This window comes from Siminovitchia fortis (genome assembly GCF_003605365.2).
GTDB lineage: Bacteria > Bacillota > Bacilli > Bacillales > Bacillaceae_C > Siminovitchia > Siminovitchia fortis.
Genome location: NZ_QYTU02000026.1, coordinates 1 through 26,169 on the forward strand (window position 1 = coordinate 1; position 26,169 = coordinate 26,169).

The window sequence follows — 26,169 nt, forward strand, 5'->3', positions numbered from 1 at the left end:
AGCCGGACAACACGCGTAGCGGAACGATGTTGACTTATCGTAGGAAGAAGCGTGAAGTCTGCTAGTCGATAGGCGCTGGCCGCCTTAAAGCGCCACGTCCTGTGGCGCCGGCGGCACTAGGACCTCCTGTCCGTCGGAGCCAGACGCAGGACAAAAAGATAATGAATTATCAACAACCTAAGCGCTTTATAATTTCCTATACCACAAAAAACCAGGTGGGATTCACCTGGTTTAAAAAATGCGAAATTATCTTCTTCTATTTCTATTTCTAAGAAATGTCGGGATATCCAATGTATCTTCAAGAGGTTGCTGTTGGCCGGTTCTTGCCGGTTCTTGCGCCTCTTCCCTTTTTTGCTCACGGTTCGGAACCTGGTTTTGCTGAGTCCTCACTTGGCCGAACAATGGAGTTTGCTGCTTAGGCTGCGCCTGGACTTCATCAAATCCGGTTGCAATGACTGTAACCACGATTTCGTCCTTTAAGTTATCGTTAATAACGGATCCGAAAATCATGTTTACTTCCTGATCGGAAGCTGTTGCAACAATATCAGCAGCTTCCTGAACCTCATAAAGGCTCAAGTTCGTTCCACCGGTAATATTCATCAGGACACCTTGGGCCCCATCAATGGAAGTTTCAAGCAGCGGGGAAGAGATGGCCTTCTTTGCAGCTTCGGCAGCCCTGTTTTCTCCTGTGGCCACACCGATTCCCATCAAAGCGGAACCTTTATTGGTCATGATTGTTTTAACATCGGCAAAATCCAGATTGATCAATCCCGGAACGGCGATTAAGTCGGAGATACCCTGGACACCTTGTCTTAAGACGTTGTCAGCTTCCCTGAATGCTTCCAGCATCGGTGTGCTTTTATCAACGATTTCCAAGAGCCTGTCGTTCGGAATGACGATTAACGTATCAACTGACTCTTTCATGGCTTCAATTCCGCCGCTTGCCTGGGTTGCACGCTTTCGTCCTTCAAAAGTGAACGGCCTTGTTACCACTCCGACCGTCAGCGCCCCCAAGTCCTTTGCGATTTGAGCAATCACCGGTGCAGCACCCGTTCCGGTACCTCCGCCCATTCCAGCCGTGACAAAAACCATGTCGGCTCCTTTTAGGGCCTCTTCAATTTGTTCCTTGCTCTCTTCGGCAGCTTTTTTTCCGACCTCGGGATTGGCACCTGCTCCCAGTCCTCTCGTCAGCTTTGCGCCGATTTGCATTTTTATTTCAGCCTTGGATAAGTTCAAAGCCTGGGCATCTGTATTTACAGCGATAAATTCAACACCCTGCACTTCATGTTCAATCATGCGGTTAACAGCATTGTTTCCGCCGCCGCCAACTCCGATTACCTTTATAGTTGCCAAAGAATCAACACTCGTATCGAAATCCAACATGATATGTCCTCCTGTTCGTTTTATTCAACCGGATGGCCTATTCGAAAAAGTAGCCAAAAAACTTTTTAACTTTAGTGGATATTTTCTTATCCGGGTCTTTTTCAGGCTTTTGCCTTCCCGACTGGTGTGCGTCTGGAGCTGCCCCGTGATCGTGTTCATCTGTTACATGGACCGGGGACGCGCTAACGCTTCTCCCTTGCAATCTGGCATTCTGGTAGGAATACTTGATTAATCCTACAGCAGTCGTATACTGAGGCTCACGGACACCGATATAATCCGGGATGGCTACCCTGACCCGGCTTTGGAAAATCATTTGTGCGAGCTCAACGACACCGGACATGTTTGCCGAGCCCCCGGTCAACACAAAGCCTCCCGGAAGGTCAGTGATTCCCATTCTTTTCAATTCATTCTGGACCAATTCAAAAATCTCTTCCATCCTGGCTTCAATGATATCCGAGAGCTCCAATTGATTGAATTGCTGATGCTGGTCACTGCCAATTATGGGCACACTGAAAACTTCATCTTCCGAAGCATGATCATAAAATGCATGTCCATATGTAATCTTGATTTTCTCTGCATCTTCCGTAGCTGTCCTGAGGCCGATAGAAAGGTCTTTTGTAATATGTTCACCGCCTACCGGGATGACACTCACATCCTTGATGCTGCCGTTTTCGAATATAGAGAGCGTTGTTGATCCGCCACCCATATCAATTAATGCAGTACCAAGCTGCTGCTCATCCTTTGAAAGGGCTGCTGCAGCCGCTGCAAGCGGTTGAAGCACAATATCGGTAATACTCAATCCTGCCCGTTCAACACAGCGCAGCGTATTATGTAAAATGGTCTTGGCCCCGGTGATGATAGTTCCTTCCATTTCAAGCCTGACCCCAATCATTCCGCGGGGATCAGTAATTTCATCCAATCCGTCAACAATAAATTGCCGCGGGATTACATTGATGATTTCTCTTTCCGGCGGGATGGAAATGACTTGTGCCGCATCCATTACCCTGGCTACATCGTCATTCGTAATTTCCCGATTTTGGCTTGATACGGCCACCACTCCATGGCAAGGCTGTAAAGCGACATGGTTGCCGGCAATCCCGACAATCACGTCATTGATTTTCATTCCAATCATTCTCTCTGCCTGCTCGACCGCACTTTTAATCGAATGAACCGTTTCATCTATATCAACTATGGAACCTTTCCGAATTCCTTTGGCACTTACATTTCCAACTCCAATTACGTCCAAGGAATCGCTGCCCATGGAACCTATGATCACCTTTACGGTGGATGTTCCTATATCGAGACTCACATACATCTCGCTATTGTTCATTCCGCGGCACCTCCTTCAACTCTCTCTTTATACTGAACTTGATATATCGAAATTTCATAAATAATCATCCTTGACATGGCAATTACTTTTATGTATTCGGCAAATTCAGGTAATTTCCTTTTAATCTATCGAATTATTTGTGAGTTTCATTCGTTAATTTTCTCCGCCGCCGGCCTCTTCATTCCACAATATTCTATGTTTTACGCTATATTTTTTAAAGAGGCTGTAAAAAAACAGCCACTAAATATAAGTCTACACTAAGATTGCGCCCTAGAAAAGCCAAACTTGCGATAAGGAAAATATTATCGGGCAATTATAATAAAATCATGTAGAACTTTGTCACCAAAATTGAATAAGAATTCTTGCGGCTTCCCTGCCCCTTTCTATTCTTTGGTTTCATATGCTTTGAAGAATGAACCGACTTCCATATCTATGACACCTTTGACCTTTGGGTCCAGCTGGCTGACGATAGACGGGTAATGCACCATCTTTTCTGAGAAAGTCAAAATGGTTGCACTCACTTCGAATCCGTCATTCATAAAAAGAGTGATGTGGTACTTGTCCGTATTTTTCGGTGTATAATGGACTTCAGAGATAATATTTACAATTTCCGGAGGCAGTTCCTTCAATTCCCTTGCCATATTTTCCAAAATCTCATCTTCATTGAAATTGGATAATATTGGCGCATTGACCGGCACTGCGCCTTCTAGGCTATTTTTTACAATCAGCCCGTTCTCCAGTATCGGATGAAAATCCGTTCCTGTGGAGACGTAAGCAATAGTCTCATATTCCTGAATTTGCAATTTCACGGTATTGGGAAAACCGATTTTGACTTTTGCATGTTTCACTTCCTCATGGTTCTCCAGCTTTTGGATCACTTTCTTTTTGTCCAATTTCCAAATGTTGGCCCCCTTCTTAAGACCGCTTTTGTCAATTATTAATTGATCCGGGACCGATTCATTGCCTTGAACTGTAATCTCGTTCACATGGCTTAAAGGGGATTGAAAATAAATCACTAGCATGATCAGGAGAAAAAACAAGGAAATGAGGAAAATAAGCCGCCTGTTCGCTTTCCGCTTTCTATGTTCTTTTATTTTGGGAATCCTGTCTTCCAGGGATAAAACTTTCCTTTGATTCACGGCTTTCCCCCCTTCTCCAATTTTCTCCGGACTTTTCATCGATAAACAGGCGCTTGCGTTTTTCAAATGTCCAGCTCCGGGCTCTAGCGACTAGCAGACTTCCTCCTCTAGGTGCTCCAAGGTATAGTATATTCGAGAAGCTATGTTACCTTGTCGTAAAGCTGCTTGAAGTTTACTCGAGGAAGTTTTACACGATGTTATTGAAGTCAGCAGCTTTCCTACGATAAGTCAACATCGTCTCGCTTTTGGCTTCGCCGTGTTTCCTTTATCTCGTCAGGAGTCGTCCAGTCTAGCTACAGACGGCAGGGGCTCGAGGTCGCTTCGGTCCAACCAATGAAGTCAAAGAACGACTTCACTGGCTGGCCCTCCAGCGCTTGTCGCCCCTAGGCAGCCGCCTTCCGCTTTTCGCTCAGTCTGTACGTCGCTAAGCGTCGCCCTTTGCTTTTCTTTCTACTATCTCGACTTCTGTATGCATTTCAATGCCGTTTCTTTCCAGAACCGTTTCTTTCATATGTCTGATCAGCGCCAAAACATCCGCTGCTTTTGCCGATCCGTTATTGACGATAAAGTTTCCGTGGAGCTCGGATATTTGTGCCCCGCCAATGGAATATCCCTTCAGGCTGGCGTCCTGGATCAGCTTTCCTGCATGCTCCGGCAGCGGATTGCGAAATACACTGCCGCAGCAAGGTTTAACAGGCTGGGTATCGCGGCGGTAGGTCCGGTGCTTTTTCATTTCAGCCGCAATCACCTCGCGGTCTCCTTCCTCAAGGTCAAATACAGCCTCCAGAACAATTCCCGGGCGCTTCTTTTGAAGAACAGAAGTCCGGTATGAATATTCCATTTCTTCATTGGTCAGCCATTCCACAGTCCCATCCGGGAACAGTACCCGCGCTTTTTCCAATATCTTTGAAATATCAGAGCCGTGTGCACCGGCATTCATATATACGGCGCCTCCGACGGATCCCGGTATACCGCCTGCAAACTCAAAGCCGCTTAATCCTTTTCTCCCCAAGGCGTTGGCCAGAACGATGAAGGAATACCCTGCACCGACCCGGACTTTTGTTCCATCTATTTCAAGATGGTCAATGCCTTTTCCAAGTTTGATGACCACTCCCGCAATTCCTTCATCAGATACGAGAAGATTGGACCCTCGGCCGATCACCCTCCAAGGCAATTGATATTTCTGGACAATATCCATTGTCTTTAATAATTTATCTATAGAATCAGGCTCTACAAAAATTTCCGCCGGCCCTCCAACTTTTATCGTTGTATGATTGGATAGCGGTTCATTTTCCTTTACCTTTCCAACACCGTTGGCACGCAGTTCCTCAATAATCTTTTTCATTTTCATGCCCCTTTCAATTCCTGCCGCGTTCAATCATGTCTAAAAGTACATTATATAACCGGTCTGATGCATCGGGCATCCCCAGTTTCATCGAAGCCTCGCCCATGTTTTTCCTTTTTTTATCATCCAAAAGGATATCATCAAGCGCGGCAATCAGCTTTTGGCCGGACAAATCCTTTTCCGGCAGCATGATGGCTGCACCTGCAGACGTAAGCACCGAAGCATTCTTTTCCTGATGATTGTTCGTTACGTACGGACTCGGAATAAGTATTGACGGAAGCCCAAGCGCCGTGATCTCCGCAAGCGACGTAGCTCCAGCCCTTCCTACAACAACATCTATCTCTGCAAGCACTTCTTCCATATTATGAATAAATGGAACGACCGCTACATTCGGAGAGTCTCCGATCAGCGCCACTTCTTTCTTTACATCATCGAAATGAACCTCTCCGGTTATGTATAAAACTTGGTACGGTTTATTGGCAAGCTGTGCCAATGACTTTATTACAGCTTCATTGATCGGCCTCGCGCCTCTGCTTCCTCCCGTTATAAGGGCTGTAGGAATATTTTCCTTTAAGCCCAGCCTGGCCAATTCACCGCGGCCTTCTTTTCCGGCCACTTCCGAAGCGCGCGGATTTCCTGTGAGTATGACTTTTTGAGCAGGGAAAAACTCCTTGGCAGATTCAAAACAGATGGCTACTTTTTGGACATATCTGCTTAAAAATTTATTTGTTAGTCCCGGTACACTGTTTTGTTCGTGAATAACTGCCGGGACCTTCTTTTTTGCTGCTGCATATACGACGGGAGCGGAAACGTAGCCTCCGGTTCCAATTACCACATCCGGCTTAAATTCCTTAATGATTTGTTTGCTCCGTCTGACGCCCTTAAAAAACCGGATGATCGTTTTAATATTTTCAAAGGAAAGCGACCTTTTAAAGCCGGTAATTTCCACTGTTTCAAAAGGTAAATTCTCTCTTCGGATAATATTCGCTTCCAATCCTTTTTCTGTTCCGATATATAGAAACGTTGTATCCGGATGCTTCTCTTTGATTGTGCGGATCAAAGCTAGCGCCGGATAGACATGTCCTCCGGTACCCCCGCCGCTGACAATGATTTTCATGATAACACCTCAGTTAGTGTAATCTAATTAATAGACCAAACTCCTTAATTATCTTATTTTACTATATTTTATACAAGAAAAATGTGTTCAGTGCAGATTGTTGTTATTTTGAAATAAAAAAGAAACCCAAATGATATTGAGTTTCTTTTCAGACACGCGCATAGCGGCTTATATTCAGCAGTACACCCACTGCCATCAGCATGATGGTCAATGATGATCCTCCGTAGCTTAAAAACGGGAGTGTAATTCCAGTTACAGGCATTAATCCTGTCACCACTCCAATGTTGATCATCACCTGGATGGCAATCATGGAAATGATTCCCACTGCCAGGAAACTGCCATATAGGTCAGGCGCCCCAAGGGCAATTTTTATCCCGCGCCACAGCAGAAGGGCAAACAGCAGTATGACAAGACTTCCCCCAATAAAGCCAAGCTCCTCCGACAGGATGGCAAAAATGAAATCGGTCTGCGGCTCGGGCAAATAAAAGAATTTCTGCCTGCTTTCACCAAGCCCCAATCCGAATAATCCGCCCGGCCCGATCGCGTATAACGACTGGATAATTTGAAAGCCGCTGTTTAGCGGATCCTGCCACGGATCGAGAAACGAGGTGATCCTGGCCATCCGGTAAGGTGCGGATAAAATCAGGCCGACAAAGCCGGCAAGCCCGGCCAATCCCAAAATGGCAAAATGAAAAATCCGGGCACCGGCTATAAAAAGCATCACGAAGCAAGTACCGACCATCACTGTTCCCGTCCCGAGATCGGGCTGCAGCATGATCAGCCCGAATGCAAGAAACACCAATGATAAGGAGGGCGCCAGGCCCTTTTTTACCGTAGTAATATACCTTTGCTTTTCTGAGAGGAACTTCGCCAAAAAAGCGATCAGTGCAAGCTTGATGAACTCGGACGGCTGTACGGAAAACGCCCCTACTCCGATCCAGCTCCGGGAACCGTTTCTTTCCATTCCGATACCTGGAATCAAGACCACCAGCAATAATATGAAACAGATGATCAATATGGGCTTGGCCCATTTGCGCCAAGACCAATAATCAATGCTCATCATTAAAAACATGGCGGCAAAGCCCAGTCCTGCAAATAGAAGCTGTCTTTTTGCAAAGAAAAAGGAGTCATTGAATTTATAATCTGCCCATACGGCGCTGGCGCTGTATACCATGATAAGCCCGATGGCCAGCAATGTCATTGTGACAATGATTAAAATAAAGTCGGGTGTAGATTTTTTCAAGGGCAACAGTCAGCACCTCTGCCTCCACTGTAATTAAGCCTGTTCCATACACCTTTTATTGGCTCTCCTTCAGTTTATGCACGGCTTGGGCGAAAATATTACCCCGTATTTCAAATGTCCTATACTGATCCCAGCTTGCGCATGCCGGGGACAATAAAACAATATCGCCGGGTTCTGAAATTTTATATGAAAGCGGAACAGCCTCTTCCACATTATCGACGTGATAAATGGATTGTATTCCCGCTTCTCTGCCTGCTTCTTCCAATTTACCCGCTGTTTCACCGAATAAAATCAGCGCCTTGACGCCGGATAAATACGGAACAAGCTCTGAAAATCCATTCCCCCTGTCCAATCCGCCGGCAAGCAGTACGACAGGCTCCCGGAAAGCCTGCAAAGCACTTTTCGTTGCCAGTATGTTTGTGGCCTTGGAATCATTATAAAACTTTCTTCCGTTAATTTCCGAAATGAGCTGGGTTCTGTGCTCCACCCCTTGGAACGATGTCAGCACCCGTTTAATCGCGCCGTTGCCGACACCGAGGAGTTTCACCGCTGCTATGGCCGCCAAAATATTTTCCTGATTATGCTTTCCCGGAAGGAGGATCTCTTCAAGGTCAATGACCTCTTCACCGAAATAAACGATTTTCCCTTCCCTGATGGAAACGCCTTTTTCCAGATAGCGTTTTGTTGAAAAAGGAATGAGCGCGGCCTTGGAGAAACGAACGAGTTCCAGCAGCTCTTCCTGATCGGCATTGACGATCAAGAAATCATCCTCAGTCTGGTTCAGTGTAATATTCGCTTTGGCCCTCGCATAATTTTCTTTCGTCTGATGATAATCAAGATGCGCTTCATACAAATTCGTGATGACGGCAATATGCGGCCTGAACTGATCCACACCCATCAATTGAAAAGAAGATAATTCCACAACCATCTGATTTTCACGGGTCGCCCTCATGGCCACTTCCGACGCCACTGTCCCGATATTCCCTGCAATCAATGGGTGCCGGGAATCTTCTTCAAGCATGTTGAAAATAAGCGTCGTCGTTGTCGTCTTTCCATTCGATCCGGTAATGCCGATGATGCCGGCTTCTGACACGCGGTAGGCGAGCTCGATCTCCGTAATGACCGGGATCTTCATTTCCATCGCCTTTGAAACTAGCGGGTTTGTATAAGGGATGCCCGGATTTTTAACGATCAATTCGAATCCTTCATCAAGCAATTCGGGCGGATGGCTGCCGCAAATGACCGTAATGCCTTTTTCAAGAAGGCCTTGCGCCGCAGGATTTTCCTCGAAAGGTTTTTGATCATTGACGGTGACAAAAGCCCCCAGCTTATGTAAAAGGGTTGCAGCTGCAATGCCGCTTTTCGCTAATCCTAGCACGAGTATTTTTTTATGCTGGTAGTCCGTAATATTCTTCAATTCACACCCACACCTCTATGTAAATTCCTAAAATGGCAAAAAGCAGACCGACAGCCCAAAACGTGGCGACCACCCGCCACTCTGACCATCCGACCAGCTCATAATGATGATGCAGCGGACTCATTCTAAAAATCCGCTTGCCTGTTAGCTTAAAAGAGATCACCTGCAATATGACAGACAAAGTTTCAATGACGAAAATGCCGCCGATCACCAATAAGATGATTTCTGTCTTGGTCAAAATGGCTACAGCAGCAATCGCTCCTCCCAGAGCGAGAGAGCCGGTATCTCCCATAAACACTTTGGCGGGATGCGCATTAAAGACAAGGAATCCCAATACTGCTCCCACAACAGCAACCGAAAACACTGCCACTTCATACTGCGACTGGCTCCAGGCCAAAATGGCGAATGCCCCAAAGGCGATGGCGGCTGTGCCGGAGACAAGCCCATCGAGGCCGTCAGTCAAATTGACAGCATTGGAGAATCCTACAAGCCAAAATACAATAAAAAAGGCGTACAAAGGCCCAAGTTCAAGAGAGAATTCCGTCAACGGGATTTTAATGGCTGTAGAAAAACCAATTGACTTCAATACAAAATAAAATACAAGAGCAATGATGACCTGGCCAAGCAGTTTTTGCTTGGATGTCAGCCCAAGATTACGCTTAAGGGCGATCTTAATGAAATCATCCAAAAAGCCAAGCAGGCCGTAGCCAAATGTGACCAAAATGAGCAAATATGTATCAGAACCCGGTTCTGTATACTTTCCGGTCATGACCAGTGTTGTGGCAATGATGGATATGATGATCAAAATGCCTCCCATTGTCGGAGTGCCGCTTTTCTTTTGATGCGATTCCGGTCCCTCGTCACGAATGCTTTGGCCAAATTTCAGCCTTCTTAAAAAAGGGATGAAAAGGGGAGATAATAAGACGGTAATAAGAAAAGCCATGATGATTGTAAATAAAACGACTTTTTCCATCATCTTTACCTCACCCCGTTCCCGTCAACGCAATTTTCGCCAGAATGAATCAATTGTCTCGTTGTTTCAATGAAATCATCCGGAACTGCGCTTCCATCTGATTCAGGCAAAATGACCCGCGTCTTATTATCTGTCTTTTCGATGCCCATTTTGCGGCTGTAGTTTTCTAGAATCTGGAGGACAGCAGACAACGGTCCTTCTTGTGCAAGAAAGACCGGGAAATGATTTGGCGTGTAAAAAGGCAGTTCTTTTTCAGAAGGCCAGACGGCAGCCACTGCTCCGTTGGAAATGGCCGCCTGAAGATCTTCATCCTGTCCGGTTTGTACAAATAAGCCTTTTGGCTGTTCTTCATTGCTGGCGAAAGCGATGCAGCCAAAAGAAATGGCGGCATTTTTGACACCTTTTGTCTCAGGTATGATCTTTTCAACATCTTCATATGTCAACATGTTCTTAACTCCTTAATGGCATTGCTCGCAACGAGGCGGTCATCAAAATCAAACACTTTGTCCCCGATGATTTGATACGTCTCGTGCCCCTTCCCTGCTATTAACACTACGTCCCCTTCCCGGGCAGCATGGATAGCTGCAGTAATGGCTTCTTTCCGGTCTGGGATGACTTGATATTGCTTTCCCTCGACGCCCTTTTCCATATCTTTTAAAATGGCAATCGGGTCCTCCGTACGGGGATTGTCGGAAGTGAAAATCGGATCGGTTGCATATTTGCAAGCTGCTTCGGCCATGAGCGGCCGCTTTGTCCTGTCCCTGTCTCCGCCGCATCCGACAACGGCAAAAATTCGTTTTCCGGCAAATTCCCTTATCGTCTTCAACACATTTTCCAAACTGTCGGGTGTGTGGGCATAGTCGACGATAACGGAGAAATCCTGCCCCTCATCTACGCCTTCAAAACGTCCGGGAACTCCTTGGACAGACTCCACCGTACGAATGATGGTTTCAAGCGGGACATTTGAAACATATGCGGCTGCTATTGCGGCAAGTGTATTATAGACGCTGAATTTGCCCATTAATTTCAAAGAGACTTTATTTTTTCCTTCAGGAGAAATCAGTGTAAATGATGTACCGTTTCTTTCCATAACGATATTTTCAGCCATAAAGTCTGCGCGATAATCAATTCCGTATGTGACAACATGCGCAGACGTATCGGCAATATACTGCTTCCCTGCCGGGTCATCTGCATTGATGACGGCAAATTTAGGCTTCGTGTATGTATTTCCGAGCCTTGTAAACAGAAGCCCCTTTGCCTTCTTGTACTCTTCCATCGTCTTGTGATAATCCAAATGATCCTGTGACAGATTGGTAAAGACAGCCACATCAAAGTCACATCCGTCTACCCTTCCCTGTACAAGCGCATGCGAAGAAACCTCCATGACTGCGGCGTCAACACCTTCACTGACCATTTCGGCAAAGGTTTCCTGAAGAACGATCGTGTCGGGAGTCGTGTTCTTTGTCTCTATTATCCTGTTTCCGATTTTCATGCTGATCGTTCCAATCAGGCCTGCCTTAAAGCCTGCTTCCCTAAAAATCTCTTCGATCATGAAGCTTGTCGTCGTCTTCCCATTTGTGCCGGTGATGCCGACCAGGCGAAGCTTTCCGGTCGGATGACCGTAAAATGCATCGGCCAAAACCGCCATCGCATGTTTCGTATCATTGACAACGATTACCGGTACGGAAAGGGGCAGGGCCCTTTCGGATATTATGGCCGCCGCTCCCATATCGGCCGCTTCCTTTGCAAAATCATGACCGTCGGCATGATGTCCTTTAATACAGATGAACATCGAGCCCGGCTCTACTTTTCTATGATCATTTACAATTGCAGTGATTTCCGGATTTTCCAAATCAGGCTTTACCAGCGGCAAAGCTTTTAAAAGTGTATGCAGATTCATCCTTACGATCCTTTCTATATCATTGAAATCCGGTTCGGCAATGTAATTGCCAGGCCGGAAATTCAAAAAATTTCAAACGGGAAAGGCCTCCCGACTTTATTTGCAATCATTTTACCACATCCGGCATTCATAATATACCGCGACGGACAAGCGTATGGAAAGTGAAATCAATATATTTTCGAATGATTTATTTTCATATTTTTTAAAAAAAGCGCCGTTATCATCTTATGCCATTCCGGAAATAAGTTCCCGAATTTTTTTAATCTGAAAAATCTACCCTTAAGTCTAGGGTAGATTTTTGATCGACTCGTTTTTTCCATTTTAATACCCTATTTAAACAGGCGGATTTCATTATTTCATATAAACCCTTATAACTGATCCCTCTTCGACCTTTACTCCCGGATCGGGAGCCTGCTGGACAACTTTCGTTCCATCACCGCTGACTTCAAGCTTCAGATCCAACATTTGCTGAAGCAGTTCTTTCCTTGTGAATCCTTTCAGGTCCGGGACAGTGACCATCTTCGGATCAAGCCAGTTTGTCTTTTTTTCGATCTGATTTTTTCTTGGTTTGACATCAAGGGCACGCAATGAGTCCTCCATGATTTTCCCTACGATAGGTGCTGCAACAGTTCCTCCAAATTGAATTGTTCCTTTTGGATTGTCCACTGCTGCGTATACGACAAGCTGGGGATCATCCGCAGGCGCAAAACCGATGAAAGAAACGATATGATTGTTCTCAAGATACCTTCCGTCTTTGGCTTTTTGGGCGGTTCCCGTCTTGCCCCCGACCCGGTAGGTATCTATAAAAGCATTCCTCCCCGTACCTTGGGCAACGACACTTTCAAGGGCATGGCGGATTTCTTTGGATGTCTTTTCGGATATGACCCGCCTTTTAGCCACAGGAGTCTTCCTCATGGCAACTGTCCCTGTGATGGGATCAACCAATTCTTTCGCAATATACGGCTGGTATAAAGTCCCGCCATTCACCGCAGCAGCCACCGCGGCAACCTGCTGGATGGGCGTGACTGACACTCCCTGCCCGAAAGCGGTTGTTGCCTGTTCGACCGGACCCACCTGGTCCATTTTAAATAATATGCCCGTTCCCTCTCCCGCCAGGTCAATGCCTGTCTTTTGCCCGAAACCGAATCCTTTTATATATTGAAAAAGCTTTTCTTTGCCCAGCCGGTCTCCCAGTTCAACAAATCCCGGGTTGCATGAATTTTGGACAACTTCCAAAAAGCTTTGGCTGCCATGCCCCCCTTTTTTCCAGCACCTGAGATTGGCTCCGCCGACTTTCACCGAACCGCGGTCATAAAAGTGGTCATGCTCCAGGTCGACAAGTCCCTCTTCGAGTGCCGCGGCAAGGGTGATGATCTTAAAAGTGGACCCCGGTTCATAGGTGCTCCAGATCGGTAAATTCCGATTGTAAATTTCCTGGGGCACATCGCGGAAGTCCGCAGGATCAAACGAGGGCCTGCTCGACATGGCCAAAATTTCCCCGTTGTCCGGATCCATGGCTATTGCCACAATTCCGTCCGGCTTAAACTGGGCTTCTGCGTTATCCAATTCTCTTTCCATAATCGTTTGGATTCTCGTATCAATTGTTAATTTCAAATCATATCCGTCAACCGGTGCCTCAAAATCATCCGACATATCCGGCATCCTTCTTCCTTTGGCATCGGAAAAGAATTGAACAGAGCCCCTTTTGCCCCGCAGCTCTTTATCATAATAGAGCTCAAGGCCCATCAATCCCTGATTATCTATGCCTGTAAATCCCAGCACATGGGATAAATAGCGTCCGAACGGATAGTGGCGCTTTGAATCTTCGGCAATGTAAACACCTTTTATATCCAGTGCCCTTACTTCCCGGGCTTTCTCATAGGAAATTTTTCTTCCTTCAGGGATACGCTCGATGGAGGAATTTGCTGTCATGCGTTTGTACAATTTATCTTTTGATACATTCAGGACCGGAGCCAGGCTTTCGGCGGCAGCAGTCGGATTTTCAATTTGCCTCGGTATAATATATACAGTCGGGGCGCTTTTATTTTCGGCAATCGGTACACCGTTGCGGTCGGTAATCTTTCCCCTTTCCGGTTCAAAAGGGATATTTCTGCTCCATGAGTCACGGGCACGGCCCGATAAGTCATCACCCAATACGAATTGTACATATCCCAGCCTTACATCGATGATTAAAAAAACGATAAGTCCAATCAGCAGGAAATAGGACAGTCTTTTTCTCACTGTTACAGTTGAAACCCGCTTCACAAAAGGCCCTCCTCTTTTTACGGCTCGTTCAACTATATGTCTTGTCCTGCTCAATTAGACCAATCGCCAATCCGCCGCCGGATCAGTCCAGCGGCGCTTCTTCATCAGTCTTGTCATTTTCGGATTTCTTTTTTTCCATAATATCAGCTTGGGACGCAAAATTGGCTACAAGCTGGTCACCGGGTGAAACCTGGGATTTAGGCTTTATGTTTTGCTTTGTCAAATAGCCGTTTCCAACCATATTCACCTTTAATTCCGCCAGTTTGGCCACCTTGAGAACGTCTCTTTTCGACCATCCTGCCATATCCGGAATTGAAAGCTTTCCGTCCGTCTTAATGATCACCCTTTCCCCTTCTATGACTGTATCGCCATGTTTGGGAGAATGGGCAAGAACCTTTTCTCCACTGCCAAGAAGCACTGGCACAAGGCCCTTTTCTTTTAAATGTGCTGATGCCTGCCGAGCATTCATTTCGGTCAAATCCGGCAATTCTATGATGACAGCCTCTTTTTTCTTTTCGGGCTCGATGTTCAAATACTGGAGACTGCTTTTCATCACCGGCTTGAATATTTCCGAAACGGGCAATGCTCCATTTTCATCCTGCTTAAGTTTCGGCTTTTCTACAACCACATACATAAGCAGTTTAGGATTGTCTTTCGGAGCCATTCCCAAAAAAGAAAAGATATAGTTCTCCCTTCCCTGCAAATACCCGCCTCCTGGAGCAGCTATTTGTGCAGTTCCGGTTTTCCCTGCCACGGAATATCCATCGAGCTGGTAGAATTGATTTCCGGTACCGTTATCCGATGTTATGACAGTTTCTAGAATATCCCTCACTTCTTTGGCACTTTTTGGGCTCAGCGGCTGTCCGCTCACTTCGGGCTTTGTTTCGGTGACATCCCCGGTAGCCGGATCCACAATTTTATCGACCACATACGGTTTCATCATCTTACCGTCATTGGCGATTGCTGAAGCGGCTTGAATCATCTGCATGGATGTCACTGTCGTCCCCTGCCCAAATACGCTTGTCACTTTTTCAATCGGCCAATCATACAAAATTTTTCCGCTTGCTTCATTCGGAAGGGCAATACCCGTTTTTTGGCCGAATTTAAATTTGTCCATATACTCCCGCCAAGTATCTGTGCCCATTTTTTCCAAAAGGTATGCAAATCCGACGTTTGAGGAGCGCTGGACCCCTTCCAGGTAAGTGATAGGGCCCCAGCCGCGTCCTTGGTTATGATCTTTGATCGGCGGCTGCTTCTTGTTTATATAATATTTTCCGGAAGGGAATGTCGCATTCGGATTGAAGACCCCTTCTTCAACGGATGCTGCCAATGAAAATATTTTCATTGTCGATCCTGGTTCAAAGGAGCTTTCGACCACTTCGTTATGCCATGTTTTTTCTATTCCCTCCCGGGTGACAGGGTGATAGGTGGGGCGCTGTCCCATACCTAGGATTGCTCCCGTCTTCGGATCGGCGACAACTGCAAGGATCCTGTCAGGTGAATATTTCCGATCCACCTTATTCATCGCATCTTCAAGAAACGTCTGGATTTTTTTATCAATAGTCAAATAAATGTCATTGCCGTTTTTCGGCTCTTTGATCTGTTTTTTGGAGTTAGGCAAAATATAGTTCCAGACATCTCCCTTGTATGTAAGGGAACCATCCTTGCCTGTAAGCATTTTATTATAGCTTTGTTCCAATCCCGCTTTCCCGACAATTTCTGAAGGTTTCCCGTCAGCCTGCTCTCTTTGGGCATAGCCAATCAAATGGGAAGCGAAGATGCCGTTCGGATAAAAGCGTTTTGTATCTTTGATGAACCCTATGCCCGGCAATTTCAGCTTTTCAATTTCTTCTTTCACCCGGTGGGAAAGATCTCTTCCTGCCGGGCCAAATTCGACCTGCTTCCGCTCTTTCTTTGTCAGCAGCTCATAGATTTCCTGCTCACTGAGTGGAATATGTTCAGAGAGTTCCCTGGCTGTTTTCTCCGGATCCACTACATGGTTAGGGTGCTCCGGGTCCGCAGTAACCGTCTCATCCAATACAGCGATGAGTGTGTAAGATGCTGAATCTTCGGCGATCACCTCACCTTCTCGGTCATAAATGGTCCCTCTCTTGGCTTTTAACACATCGGTCCTCAAATACATTTGCGAGGCTTTTGCAGCCAGCGCCTGCCCCTTCACCTCACCGGTATACTGGATTGTTATGAAACGTACTGCCAAGACAAAAAAAAGCAGCCCGAATATAAAAAATAACAGCGCCGCTCCTATGTTTCTATTTTTTTTTGAACATTCATTTATTCTCAACAACCTTAACATTATTCTCGTTCAGGTTCAGCCCCAGTTCTTTGGCTTTCTTCCAAACCCGCTCGTATCTGCTGAGCTCGTCAACTTGCATCGCCAGGTCATCGTTGACTTTCTCATGTTTCTGTATGGTTCTTTCCATTTCCTGTACATCTTTATTCACTTCGTAGACCGCCGCCTGAACCGTGACAATTTTCACTGCCATAAAAATTATAAATGCAGCGAGAAGCAAATACAACACTTTTTCCCCCGGGCTTATTTTAACATGCCGCTGGACTTTTGTTATTTGGACTTCCTTTTGCTGGGCACTATTATTTTGTTGAAGTTGGCGTGCCAAGTTGCTCATTAGTTTTCCCCCATTTCTATCTGTTTTTTAGGTCTATAATTTTTCTGCTATTCGTAATTTCGCTGATCTCGAACGATTATTGGCTTCCAACTCAGCCTCTGTTGGAACAATCGGCTTTCTATTTACCAGTTTCAGTACAGGCTTGTACTCTTCAGGAATGACCGGCAATCCCGGCGGAAGATCAGGACCTTCGCTCGCTTCTTTGAATACATGTTTGCAAATCCGGTCTTCCAGTGAATGGAATGTAATTACGCTGATCCTTCCACCGGGATTTAAAAGACGAATAGCCTGTTTCAATGAATCTTCAAAAGCTTTCAATTCATCATTGACGGCGATCCGTATGGCCTGAAAAATCCTTTTGGCCGGATGGCCGCCTTTTCTTCGCGCCGGTGCCGGAATGCTCTCTTTGATAATATCAACCAGCTCGCCTGTTGTCTTAATAGGCTGTTTCCTTCTTGCCGACTCGATATTCCTCGCCACTTGCTTCGAAAACTTTTCTTCCCCGTACCGAAAGAAAATCCGTACCAAATCTTCATATGGCCATTCGTTCACGACATCATAGGCCGAGATCTCCCCGTCCAAGTCCATCCTCATATCTAATGGTGCATCATGGTGATAACTGAAACCCCGTTCGGGAGTATCCAGCTGCGGTGAGGAGACTCCCAGATCATAAAGAATTCCATCCACATGGGTTATGCCCAACTTCTCCAATTCAGCAGCCAGATCCTTAAAATTGCTTTTTACCAATATCAATTTGTCTCTGTAATCTGCGAGCTTTTTTTCTGCATTCGCAATAGCCGTCTCATCCTGATCAAAGGCGATCAGCTTTCCGCCGCCTGATATTTGGGACAAAAGGTATGAGCTGTGTCCTGCACCGCCCAGTGTGCAATCGACATATGTACCGTTTGGCTTTATTTTCAGTCCATCAACTGTCTCTTGTAACAATACTGTCGTATGGGAAAACAATTTTACAATTCACCATCCAAATCATTCAACAAGCTTACGCGACGTTTAAATGTCGAAGTCAATCATATTCTCGGCTATTTCTGCAAAAGATTCTTCAGATGCTAAAGAATAGTCTTCCCATAAATCTTTGCTCCAAATCTCAAAACGGCTGGATACCCCTAAAATGACACATTCTTTTTCCAGTTTCGCATAGCCAAGAAGCGAAGCGGGCAAATTGACCCTGCCCTGCTTGTCCAGTTCACATTCCACGGCTCCCGAGAAAAAAAACCGGGTAAAAGCACGTGCGTCTTTCTTGGTCAGTGGAAGGGCTTTTAATTTTTCTTCGATCTTTTTCCATTCTTCCATCGGGTAACCAAACAAACATTGATCCAGCCCCCGGGTAACGACGAATGAATCCCCCAAGTGCTCCCTATATTTGGCAGGCACGATCAGACGGCCTTTTGCATCAATGTTATGCTGGTATTCACCCATGAACATGGACATTGCCCCCACTTTCTATAATTACTGTACCACAATCCCCCACTTGCCACCACACTTTTTTAATCTATTTTCCCGGGTTTTTATCTTTGCTTTTCGATAAAAAAAAAGCCTGCTCCCGAGGAAGCGGCTTTTTTCCATTTATATCCTTATAATTTTATGTCTGCCGTCAAATTCATATGGCAAGTTTAACAGTTCATCGATAAAATTTTTTCCGTATTCATTGAGATAATAAAAGATGTTCCAGATTCTTTCCTGAGGCTGGCCGTCGGGTTTGAGCATCTGCTCAACACGATGATATTTTTCTAGCACAGCACTGTGCTTCTTTGTCATACTGTCTTCCACTTTTCTTTGCAAAAATTCCAATTGCCTGATTTGCATGGCCAAGTTAGTTTCCGCCAGCTGAACATGCCCCCGGTCAATTTCATTTATTCTTGCAATGATTTTCTTATATTGTCCAGCCAATACCTCTTTCGTACCCTGGATCAGTGACTCAAACCCGTCATCTTTAATGGAAGACATAAAACGGCTTCGGTCGTCGGCTGTTCCTTTTTCCAACACCTCTGCAACGGACAAATTCAATTCATCCAGGTTCCGGTCCGTTGTCTTATCAAGGAGCGTGATATTCAGCCTTGGAACAATGGGCGGCATCTGGCTCCCCATTGCCTGAAATGCGGGAAGCAGCTCTCCCCAGTATGCGATTTCCCCCGGCCCCGCAATAAATGCCAGTGTGGGAAACAGCCACTCCTGCATGAGGGGGCGTGTCACCACATTATTACTGAACCGTTCAGGATATGATTCAAGCAATTCAAAGAGCTCCCCCTCGGTAAATCGCAATTCGTTTGTTTTGCTGACAAATACTTTTTCTTCCGGATCAAACTCCAGCAGATCCCGTTCATTTTCATGATAATAAAAGAGATTCGCGGCATAGCCGTCGATTTCAATTGCTTTTGAAAAACCCATGCCCTGTTTTTTTTCCTGCTGGTTCAGTACGGAATCGGTGATCATTTGTCTATTATTGATGAGGCTGGAGAAAAATGGCTTTTCAAGCTGCCGGAGCATTGGGTCCGCAGAGTCAATGAGCAGCAGGCCGTAATCTTTGAAGAAATACATGATCAAATATGAAAAAAATTCGGTAAAGGTCCTTGTATTTGAGATCGCTTCATCAATGACAGCAAGCATATCCTTTGTATGGGAACGGTCGCCAAAATATGAAAAGATTTGGCGGGTCCATGCTTGCATCTTCTCTTTATCGAACTTCATATGGGAAGCCATCATTTTCCCTGCGAAAGCTTCATTATAATTTTTCTTTTTAAAATTCTCTTTCCCCGGGGCAAATATATGGTTAATCTCCAAATAATCATGATCTTCACCTGCAATCCAAAAAATCGGAATGACAGGCTGCCCCAAATCCCTTTCCTGCTGTTCAGCCAACTTTATGATCGAAATGATTTTATGTATTGTGTATAAAGGCCCTGTCAGTAACCCGGCCTGCTGTCCGCCGATCACTGCAACCGACCGGCGGTCCCTGAAATATTCAAGTGAACGCTTAACGGCGGCAGAAGTTGGAAATTTTTTCATATAATGATCGATGCATTCTGCAATGCCTTCCCGGTTAAATTGGCGTTTCATCAAATCATCATATCGCTGCCGGAAAACTGTTTCTTCTTTTATATTATATTGGAAGAAATCTTTTACAGATTCCATATTTTTAATGTATAGCGAAGCAAAGCGATTCGTTGCCGGTACGGCAGCATTTTCCAATTCCATCTATGTACTTCCTTTCTCCAACTGTTTCAATCACATGAAGTATAGCAAACTATATGAAGAAATGACATTTTCCTGCTTAAAGGCTTCATGCTAGACACTGAAAATCAAGCTTTTTGCTCTCGTTATAATTCCAAATAAAAGAAGGCCGATGTAAAAGACCGAGAACATGAGAAAGTTGAGCCGCAGGTAACCTGCAAACACTTTCCGGTAAATGATCTCTTCCCTTGTTTTCCAATGCAGGAAAGTGAAGAACACGGCCGTGACAAGCATGAATAAGATGATGATAAACAAATAGGAGCTTTCCCATATGGTCATGATTAAAAAATGCACCGAGACAATCAACACGAATGTAGTCGAATAAATGGCGGCATTGAGCGCTTTCCGGTGATTTTTTGTTAATTGTTTGACGACTGTGAATATCAATATATAAAAAAGGAGCGGCAGCGTGATGAATAAAGCTGCTGCTGATGAAAAAAGAGTCCCCACCTTTGATTGCTCATCTCCTCTCCTGTTCGATTCCTTTGACCATGACATAAGCCATCTGAACTGCCTTAAGCTTGGCCCCTTTTTTTTCCGCAATTTTGAGAATGTATCCTAATATGGCATCTATTTCAGTTTTTCTGCCTTCCTGGATATCCTTTAACATGGATGAGGTGTTCTGTTTAGTATTTTTGCAGATACCGACGATGCTATTAAATAATTCTTCCTTATTGCCCAAGGGGAAAATCGAATAAATTTCTTCAAACATTAGTTTTAATAACTCATAATAATACGGATTATCAACAAGCCTTCCGTTCTTTACCTGAAAAATCACAGTCAGCGGATTGATCAACGCATTTGCCATCAGCTTATTGATCAATGTAGTCCGATAATCATCATGAAAGCAAACCGGAAATCTTGGATCGGAACTTTTCGGAAACCTTTCTTCCATATCATAGTTCCCTTTGTAAACAGACACGTTCGTTTGCCCGGCTCCATTATGAGAGACGGTCCGGTCATCCAATCGCTTGGCACCATGCTCTACAGCCGCGACCAGGATTTCCTCCTGCGGCAGTGTGTTCAAAAACTCCAGATGCCCCATTCCGTTTTGGATGAAGCATAACGGAATTTCCTTTGGAATGGACCTAAGCATAGACATTAAATGTGATAAATCATACTGCTTCACAGCAATGATCAGAATATCCTGATCTGAAATTCCTGATTCTCCGATTGCGGCATCCGTTTCAATCACTTTTTCCTCTGCTTCCTGAAAAAAGAGACTGATTCCCATATCCCTGATTTTCTGTGCCTGTTCCTCTCTCCTTGTAAAAACGGTTACCTCATGGCTCTGTCCCAAATACGCTCCGAATAGTAAACCGATGGAACCTCCGCCAATTATACCTACTCGCATCCAATCACCCAATTACTTAATTAAACTTACTATTATTTTAGCAAATGAACGTTCTCCAGCCTATTCCTTTTCCAATAAAAAGTTCCTCTTTCGAAAAAAAGAGGAACTTTTATTCAAACAGGATATACAGGGTGCTTCCTTGTACTGAATACAACATCTTTTGTCTTGTATAAATTGAACCGGTCAATCAGCGTTCTCCGCAAATCTGCCGGCTCGGTTATTTCATCCACGATCAATTCAGACGCAAGCTTATATATATCAATATGTTCCTTATATTCTTCCTGTTTTTCAAAAACGAACGTCCGGCGTTCTTCGGGATCTTCGATAGCCTCGATTTTATTTGAATATACTGCGTTCACCGCCGCCTCCGGCCCCATAACTGCAATTTGTGCTGTTGGAAGGGCTATGCATACATCAGGCTCAAAAGCAGGTCCTGCCATGGCGTAAAGCCCTGCCCCATATGCTTTGCGGACGATGACGGATATTTTTGGCACAGTGGCAGAGCTCATTGCTGCAATGAATTTGGCCCCGTGCCTGATAATCCCTGCCCTTTCAACCTTTGTCCCGATCATGAAGCCTGGGACGTCAGCCAAAAATAGCAACGGAATATGGTAGGCATCGCAAAGCTGGATAAATTTGGCCCCTTTATCAGCAGAATCAACAAACAGGACTCCGCCTTTCACTTTGGGCTGATTTGCAATGATGCCTGCCGTCTGACCGCCGATTCTTGCAAAACCGGTAATGAGTTCTGAAGCAAAAAGTTTCTTGATTTCAAAGAAGCTGCCTTCATCAATGATGGCATCTATTGCCTCATACATGTCAAAAGGCGCATTTTGGTTTTTGGGGATGATCTCTTCAAGCCCTCTTCCCTCTTTAGGGCCTTTTCCTTCATACTCCTTGGGCTTTTCTGTAAAATTGGCTGGAAAATAGGTTAAATATTTCTTGGCTGCTGCTATGGCTTCCTCTTCCGACTGGGCCAAAATATCTCCGCAGCCGCTGACGGAGCAGTGCATTCTCGCACCGCCCATTTCTTCGAGGGTCACTTTCTCGCCAATGACTTTTTCAGCCATTCTTGGAGATCCCAAGTACATAGAAGCATTCTTGTCTACCATGATGACAATATCGCAAAACGCGGGGATATAGGCACCCCCTGCAGCAGATGGCCCGAAAAGAATGCAAACCTGCGGAACCATGCCTGACAATTTCACCTGATTGTGAAAAATTCTTCCGGCACCCCTCCGGTTAGGAAACATTTCCAGCTGATCCGTTATCCTGGCTCCGGCAGAATCAACCAAGTAAAGCAAAGGAACTTTTAACTTTTCCGCAGTTTCCTGCATCCTGATTATTTTTTCAACTGTCTTGGCGCCCCACGAGCCTGCCTTGACTGTTGAGTCATTGGCAATCACCGAGACGGTTTGCCCGTTCACCTTGCCGATTGCTGTGACCACACCGTCAGCCGGCAAATCCCCCGCCTGATAATTGGCAAACAATCCGTCTTCTTCATATCGCCCTTCATCAAAAAGGATGGACAGCCGGTCCCTTACAAACATTTTATTTTGCTGCTTTAATTTTTCATGATATTTTTGGCTGCCTCCTGCCTGGACCGCTTTCTTTCTCTCAAGCAAAATATCTTTGTCTGTCTTATCAGCCATAATGAAAATCTCTCCTTAATGCCTATTATTCCATAATAAAAAGAATATCCCCTTCATTAACAAAGTCACCGGAAGAGACGTTCACTTTTGTTATTTTACCGGCTTCCGGACTTTCGATTGGAATTTCCATTTTCATTGATTCCAAGATCAATACTGTTTGGCCCGGAGATACATCTTCTCCGGCGCCGACTTCAATTTTCCAAACTGTGCCTGCCATGGTCGCCTGAATTTCTTTCATCTCCATTCCTCCGTCTCCTTTTTTTCAAAACCTAAGACACGGACATCACAAGTGATGTAACCGCTTCCTCTTTTCCATTATATCTGAAATTTTTCGGAGTTTGGTATATAATTAGATTTAAATTACATAATTAAAATGAAAATTATTTACAACAAGGGGATGAAAGCATGCCGGAGGAAGTAAAAAAACTTAGAATCAACTACAAAACGATGGAGGAATTTAAAAAATTCAAGGAATATGGAGCCCAGGAACTTTCCATGCTCGAGGATTTGCAGGAAAACATCGTGGAGGATGATCTGGACTCTCCGTTTTACGGGATCTATTTCGGGGATAAACTTGCAGCACGCATGAGCCTGTACAAAAGGGAAGCTAAATTTGACAAATATTTTGATCCGCCGCAGGATTATCTTGAGCTGTGGAAACTGGAGGTCCTCCCGGGCTTTCAAGGAAAAGGGTATGGTAAGAAGCTTGTCGATTATGCAAAAAGCTTTAATATGCCTATTAAGACAAACCCGCGTTTAAACTCCCGGCCATTTTTTGAAAAAATGGGGTTTCAAAACGTCAAATACGATGTCGAAAGGGATCTGGGCGAAAATCCGCTTGTCTGGTATCCTGAAGGCGTAACTGAACAAAAAAATAATGAATAAATGAAACCAAATATGTTCCTGTCCCGTACACTTTAGTATACTTTTACAGCTATAGGAGGTTTTTATTTGAAACGTACAGGGGAACTTGTCCTTGGAATCATCGGCATCATTTCAAGCGCACTGATGTCGTTGTTCGGCATGGTTTTAATATGGGCCAAATCTGATGAAGTTAAATCAATAATGGAAGAGGGAATGGCTGCTGATCCGGACCTTGATCTCAGCCCCGGAGATATCAACATGTTGATGGAAGGATTGGGAAGCTATGGATGGGCCGTAGTAATCGCATCCATTATCGGCATCGTTCTGGGACTGATTGGGGTAATAAGCATAAAAGGAAATAAAAAGCCGAAATTAGCCGGATGGATGTTCATCATAGGTGCTTTGTTGACAGGTATCATTTCCATCGGATTGGGATTTGTACCGGCACTTCTTTATTTGATAGCCGGAATAATGGCTTTTGTCCGCAAGGCTCCGCCCGAACCAGAACCGCCTTACTAGCAGCCACCGGGCCGATCAACGATCGGCCCGGCTTTTTTATTGTTAGGAAATTATAAAGCGCTTAAGTTGTAGATAACTCATTATCTTTTTGTGCTACGTCCGGCTCCAACGCCTTTGTTCTGGGAATTATAAGCGCTTAAGGCAGGGTTAAGCCAAGATCAGCAGGGCACAGTTCAGGTGCCATCCGCCTTTCCTGTAGTTTCATATCCAGCTTCCTTGGCCGCCAGTTTTCGTGCCTTATCCAAGATTGTGAGCAATGTGGAGTACTCCGCTTTCAGATTCCCATATTCTTTTTGCATCTCTTCCATTTTCCCGCTAAATTCCTCGATTTTCTGCCTTAACCTCTGATTTTCCTCTTTCAATGCACTGTATGATTGAATACTCGCTTCCTGATTTTCCTGCAGGCCATTTAAATAACTTATTACATCCCGGATGGATAAATGTGAATCCTCCTTTTCGCGGCTGGCTTCGCTTTCATTTTTTTCATGCATTGACGGTGTTGTGCTGCTTTTTTGAGCGTGTTTTCTCTCTTTTTTTGCAAGCAAAATCTCATTTTGATATGCCTTCCTTACATAGGAATTCCAACGGAATCCGCAGGCCGCGGCAGTCCTCGCCAATTTTGCCCCGGCCTCTTTGAATGCCTTCAGTTGAGTGCTTCCTTCCCTTATATGTGAAAGGACCAATTCAGCAAGTAGTCTATCTTCCTCGGCAGTCCATGCATCCTGTCTTCCAGTCGCCAATCAAATCACTCCTGACTTTTTTAACACATACATATGCACGTAATAGAAAAGATAGACTAACGGGGAAATGATATTTATCGTTTCAGAAACCGGGAAACTGCCTGGTGATGCTCTTCTTTTGCCCAAAGTACTGCACAGCGTCTGATTTCTTGGTCCATCCGTTCCTTTAAATTGCCTGCTGTAACTTTTTCAATCATTGCCTCTTTATACGAATTTAACACACTTGCTTCTTTTGAAAGAATATGTTCCGTGAACTTCTTCAATGCACTAAGTGTATTGCCTTCATAAATTTCGTTTATGAATCCGTATTTAAGTAGTTCTTGTACAGACAATACCCGCCCCTCTGTCAAAAGCTTAAAAGCGAGTGATGCGTTCATCCTTTCATAAAGGAGGCTCGCTCCTCCCCACCCTGTAGTAATGGCAAGGTTCGCCTGAATGAAACCGGCTTTCGTACCTGCTTTGGCTATCCTCATATCACAGGCAGCAGCCAGTTCACACCCGCCTCCCACAGCCGATCCGTTTAAGGCAGCAACGGTGGGTTTGGGCAGAACCGCAAGCCGGTATAACAAATTGCCCATTCTGGACAACATGGCATAGGCTTGCTCCTCTGTTTTTAGATTGTGGAACTCTGCTACATCTCCGCCCGAGCAAAAGGAATATTCTCCTTCACCTGTAATGGCCACCGCCTTTATTAAGGGATCTCTTTCCACCTCATCAAGCATCAGCTCCAGCCCGTCCATTACCTCAAAATTAATGGCATTCCTTTTTGCGGGACGTTTGATTTTCCAAACAAGCAAACCATTCGTGTATACTGTAGAAGAATATGCTTTCACCTTTATCCCCCTGATTTTTTCTCTTATATCACATACATACCATAGAAAATAAGAAAAGCGCAAGGCGCGCAGCCTTAGGCGCCAAGCACAAGACGAATTTTGATGAGGGCGCTTTTCAGCCACCACAGCAAAGCAGCTAATTTAAATCACACCGTGTAAAGCATCACTGAGAGGCTGCGTGCAGCTTTGCGACGAGCTGAA

At 45.1% G+C, this 26,169-nt stretch carries 24 protein-coding genes; 2 read left to right on the top strand and 22 right to left on the bottom strand.

Annotated elements, in window-relative coordinates; genetic code table 11:
* Nucleotides 1-246 precede the first annotated feature (246 nt).
* The 20 genes from ftsZ to D4N35_RS11965 all read right to left on the bottom strand — a co-directional run bounded on the left by ftsZ (nt 247) and on the right by D4N35_RS11965 (nt 23,250).
* On the bottom strand, nt 247-1,383 hold the full coding sequence (gene ftsZ, locus D4N35_RS11870; protein ID WP_120073858.1) for a cell division protein FtsZ: 1,137 nt from the start codon (nt 1,381-1,383) through the stop codon (nt 247-249).
* Between the two features lie 37 nt (nt 1,384-1,420).
* A complete protein-coding gene (gene ftsA, locus D4N35_RS11875) occupies nt 1,421-2,713 on the bottom strand; it encodes a cell division protein FtsA (RefSeq protein WP_120073860.1) in 1,293 nt (430 codons plus the stop codon).
* Between the two features lie 383 nt (nt 2,714-3,096).
* The gene (locus D4N35_RS11880) at nt 3,097-3,852 is read right to left on the bottom strand and encodes a cell division protein FtsQ/DivIB (protein ID WP_120073965.1); all 756 of its coding nucleotides are present in this window, start codon (nt 3,850-3,852) and stop codon (nt 3,097-3,099) included.
* A gap of 424 nt (nt 3,853-4,276) precedes the next feature.
* The gene (gene murB, locus D4N35_RS11885) at nt 4,277-5,197 is read right to left on the bottom strand and encodes a UDP-N-acetylmuramate dehydrogenase (protein WP_120073862.1); all 921 of its coding nucleotides are present in this window, start codon (nt 5,195-5,197) and stop codon (nt 4,277-4,279) included.
* A 13-nt stretch (nt 5,198-5,210) separates the two neighbouring features.
* Nucleotides 5,211-6,314 carry an undecaprenyldiphospho-muramoylpentapeptide beta-N-acetylglucosaminyltransferase gene (gene murG / locus D4N35_RS11890; RefSeq protein WP_120073864.1) on the bottom strand — a complete coding sequence of 368 codons (1,104 nt, stop codon included), beginning with the start codon at nt 6,312-6,314 and terminating at the stop codon, nt 5,211-5,213.
* 148 nt (nt 6,315-6,462) lie between these two features.
* Complete coding sequence (gene spoVE, locus D4N35_RS11895; RefSeq protein WP_120073866.1) at nt 6,463-7,563, bottom strand: stage V sporulation protein E; 1,101 nt, start codon at nt 7,561-7,563, stop codon at nt 6,463-6,465.
* A 49-nt stretch (nt 7,564-7,612) separates the two neighbouring features.
* Nucleotides 7,613-8,974 carry a UDP-N-acetylmuramoyl-L-alanine--D-glutamate ligase gene (gene murD, locus D4N35_RS11900; protein WP_120073869.1) on the bottom strand — a complete coding sequence of 454 codons (1,362 nt, stop codon included), beginning with the start codon at nt 8,972-8,974 and terminating at the stop codon, nt 7,613-7,615.
* Between the two features lies 1 nt (nt 8,975).
* The gene (gene mraY, locus D4N35_RS11905) at nt 8,976-9,950 is read right to left on the bottom strand and encodes a phospho-N-acetylmuramoyl-pentapeptide-transferase (protein ID WP_120073871.1); all 975 of its coding nucleotides are present in this window, start codon (nt 9,948-9,950) and stop codon (nt 8,976-8,978) included.
* A 2-nt stretch (nt 9,951-9,952) separates the two neighbouring features.
* Nucleotides 9,953-10,393: a hypothetical protein gene (locus tag D4N35_RS11910; RefSeq protein ID WP_120073873.1), complete on the bottom strand. Its 441-nt coding sequence runs from the start codon at nt 10,391-10,393 to the stop codon at nt 9,953-9,955.
* Complete coding sequence (locus tag D4N35_RS11915; RefSeq protein WP_120073967.1) at nt 10,387-11,847, bottom strand: UDP-N-acetylmuramoyl-L-alanyl-D-glutamate--2,6-diaminopimelate ligase; 1,461 nt, start codon at nt 11,845-11,847, stop codon at nt 10,387-10,389. Before D4N35_RS11915 ends, D4N35_RS11910 begins: the two co-directional genes overlap by 7 nt.
* A gap of 351 nt (nt 11,848-12,198) precedes the next feature.
* Nucleotides 12,199-14,112 (bottom strand): stage V sporulation protein D, encoded by a 1,914-nt coding sequence (locus D4N35_RS11920; RefSeq protein ID WP_120073875.1) that lies wholly within the window; start codon nt 14,110-14,112, stop codon nt 12,199-12,201.
* 82 nt (nt 14,113-14,194) lie between these two features.
* Nucleotides 14,195-16,426 (bottom strand): penicillin-binding protein, encoded by a 2,232-nt coding sequence (locus tag D4N35_RS11925; RefSeq protein ID WP_120073877.1) that lies wholly within the window; start codon nt 16,424-16,426, stop codon nt 14,195-14,197.
* Nucleotides 16,401-16,757 carry a cell division protein FtsL gene (gene ftsL / locus D4N35_RS11930; protein WP_120073879.1) on the bottom strand — a complete coding sequence of 119 codons (357 nt, stop codon included), beginning with the start codon at nt 16,755-16,757 and terminating at the stop codon, nt 16,401-16,403. The genes D4N35_RS11925 and ftsL overlap by 26 nt, the downstream gene beginning before the upstream one ends.
* A gap of 33 nt (nt 16,758-16,790) precedes the next feature.
* Entirely contained in the window at nt 16,791-17,723 is a 933-nt protein-coding gene (gene rsmH / locus D4N35_RS11935) for a 16S rRNA (cytosine(1402)-N(4))-methyltransferase RsmH (RefSeq protein ID WP_120073881.1), read from the bottom strand.
* A 45-nt stretch (nt 17,724-17,768) separates the two neighbouring features.
* Nucleotides 17,769-18,200, bottom strand: a complete 432-nt coding sequence (gene mraZ, locus D4N35_RS11940) for a division/cell wall cluster transcriptional repressor MraZ (RefSeq protein ID WP_120073883.1) — start codon at nt 18,198-18,200, stop codon at nt 17,769-17,771.
* A 141-nt stretch (nt 18,201-18,341) separates the two neighbouring features.
* A complete protein-coding gene (bshC, locus tag D4N35_RS11945) occupies nt 18,342-19,970 on the bottom strand; it encodes a bacillithiol biosynthesis cysteine-adding enzyme BshC (RefSeq protein ID WP_120073885.1) in 1,629 nt (542 codons plus the stop codon).
* A 90-nt stretch (nt 19,971-20,060) separates the two neighbouring features.
* Nucleotides 20,061-20,504, bottom strand: a complete 444-nt coding sequence (locus D4N35_RS11950; protein ID WP_235870378.1) for a DUF3397 domain-containing protein — start codon at nt 20,502-20,504, stop codon at nt 20,061-20,063.
* Nucleotides 20,467-21,360 carry a 2-dehydropantoate 2-reductase gene (locus D4N35_RS11955; RefSeq protein ID WP_120073889.1) on the bottom strand — a complete coding sequence of 298 codons (894 nt, stop codon included), beginning with the start codon at nt 21,358-21,360 and terminating at the stop codon, nt 20,467-20,469. The genes D4N35_RS11950 and D4N35_RS11955 overlap by 38 nt, the downstream gene beginning before the upstream one ends.
* A gap of 113 nt (nt 21,361-21,473) precedes the next feature.
* Nucleotides 21,474-23,012 (bottom strand): acyl-CoA carboxylase subunit beta, encoded by a 1,539-nt coding sequence (locus D4N35_RS11960; RefSeq protein ID WP_120073891.1) that lies wholly within the window; start codon nt 23,010-23,012, stop codon nt 21,474-21,476.
* 25 nt (nt 23,013-23,037) lie between these two features.
* Nucleotides 23,038-23,250, bottom strand: coding sequence for an acetyl-CoA carboxylase biotin carboxyl carrier protein subunit (locus tag D4N35_RS11965; protein WP_120073970.1), 213 nt, complete (start codon nt 23,248-23,250; stop codon nt 23,038-23,040).
* 167 nt (nt 23,251-23,417) lie between these two features.
* Between D4N35_RS11965 and D4N35_RS11970 the strand changes: the two genes are divergently transcribed.
* Nucleotides 23,418-23,897, top strand: coding sequence for an N-acetyltransferase (locus tag D4N35_RS11970; protein WP_120073893.1), 480 nt, complete (start codon nt 23,418-23,420; stop codon nt 23,895-23,897).
* A gap of 66 nt (nt 23,898-23,963) precedes the next feature.
* Complete coding sequence (locus D4N35_RS11975) at nt 23,964-24,395, top strand: DUF4064 domain-containing protein (RefSeq protein WP_120073895.1); 432 nt, start codon at nt 23,964-23,966, stop codon at nt 24,393-24,395.
* 173 nt (nt 24,396-24,568) lie between these two features.
* On the opposite strand, the gene D4N35_RS11980 is transcribed toward D4N35_RS11975, so the two are convergent.
* Complete coding sequence (locus D4N35_RS11980; protein ID WP_120073897.1) at nt 24,569-25,135, bottom strand: RsfA family transcriptional regulator; 567 nt, start codon at nt 25,133-25,135, stop codon at nt 24,569-24,571.
* A gap of 74 nt (nt 25,136-25,209) precedes the next feature.
* On the bottom strand, nt 25,210-25,968 hold the full coding sequence (locus D4N35_RS11985; protein WP_120073899.1) for an enoyl-CoA hydratase/isomerase family protein: 759 nt from the start codon (nt 25,966-25,968) through the stop codon (nt 25,210-25,212).
* Between the last annotated feature and the right edge of the window lie 201 nt (nt 25,969-26,169).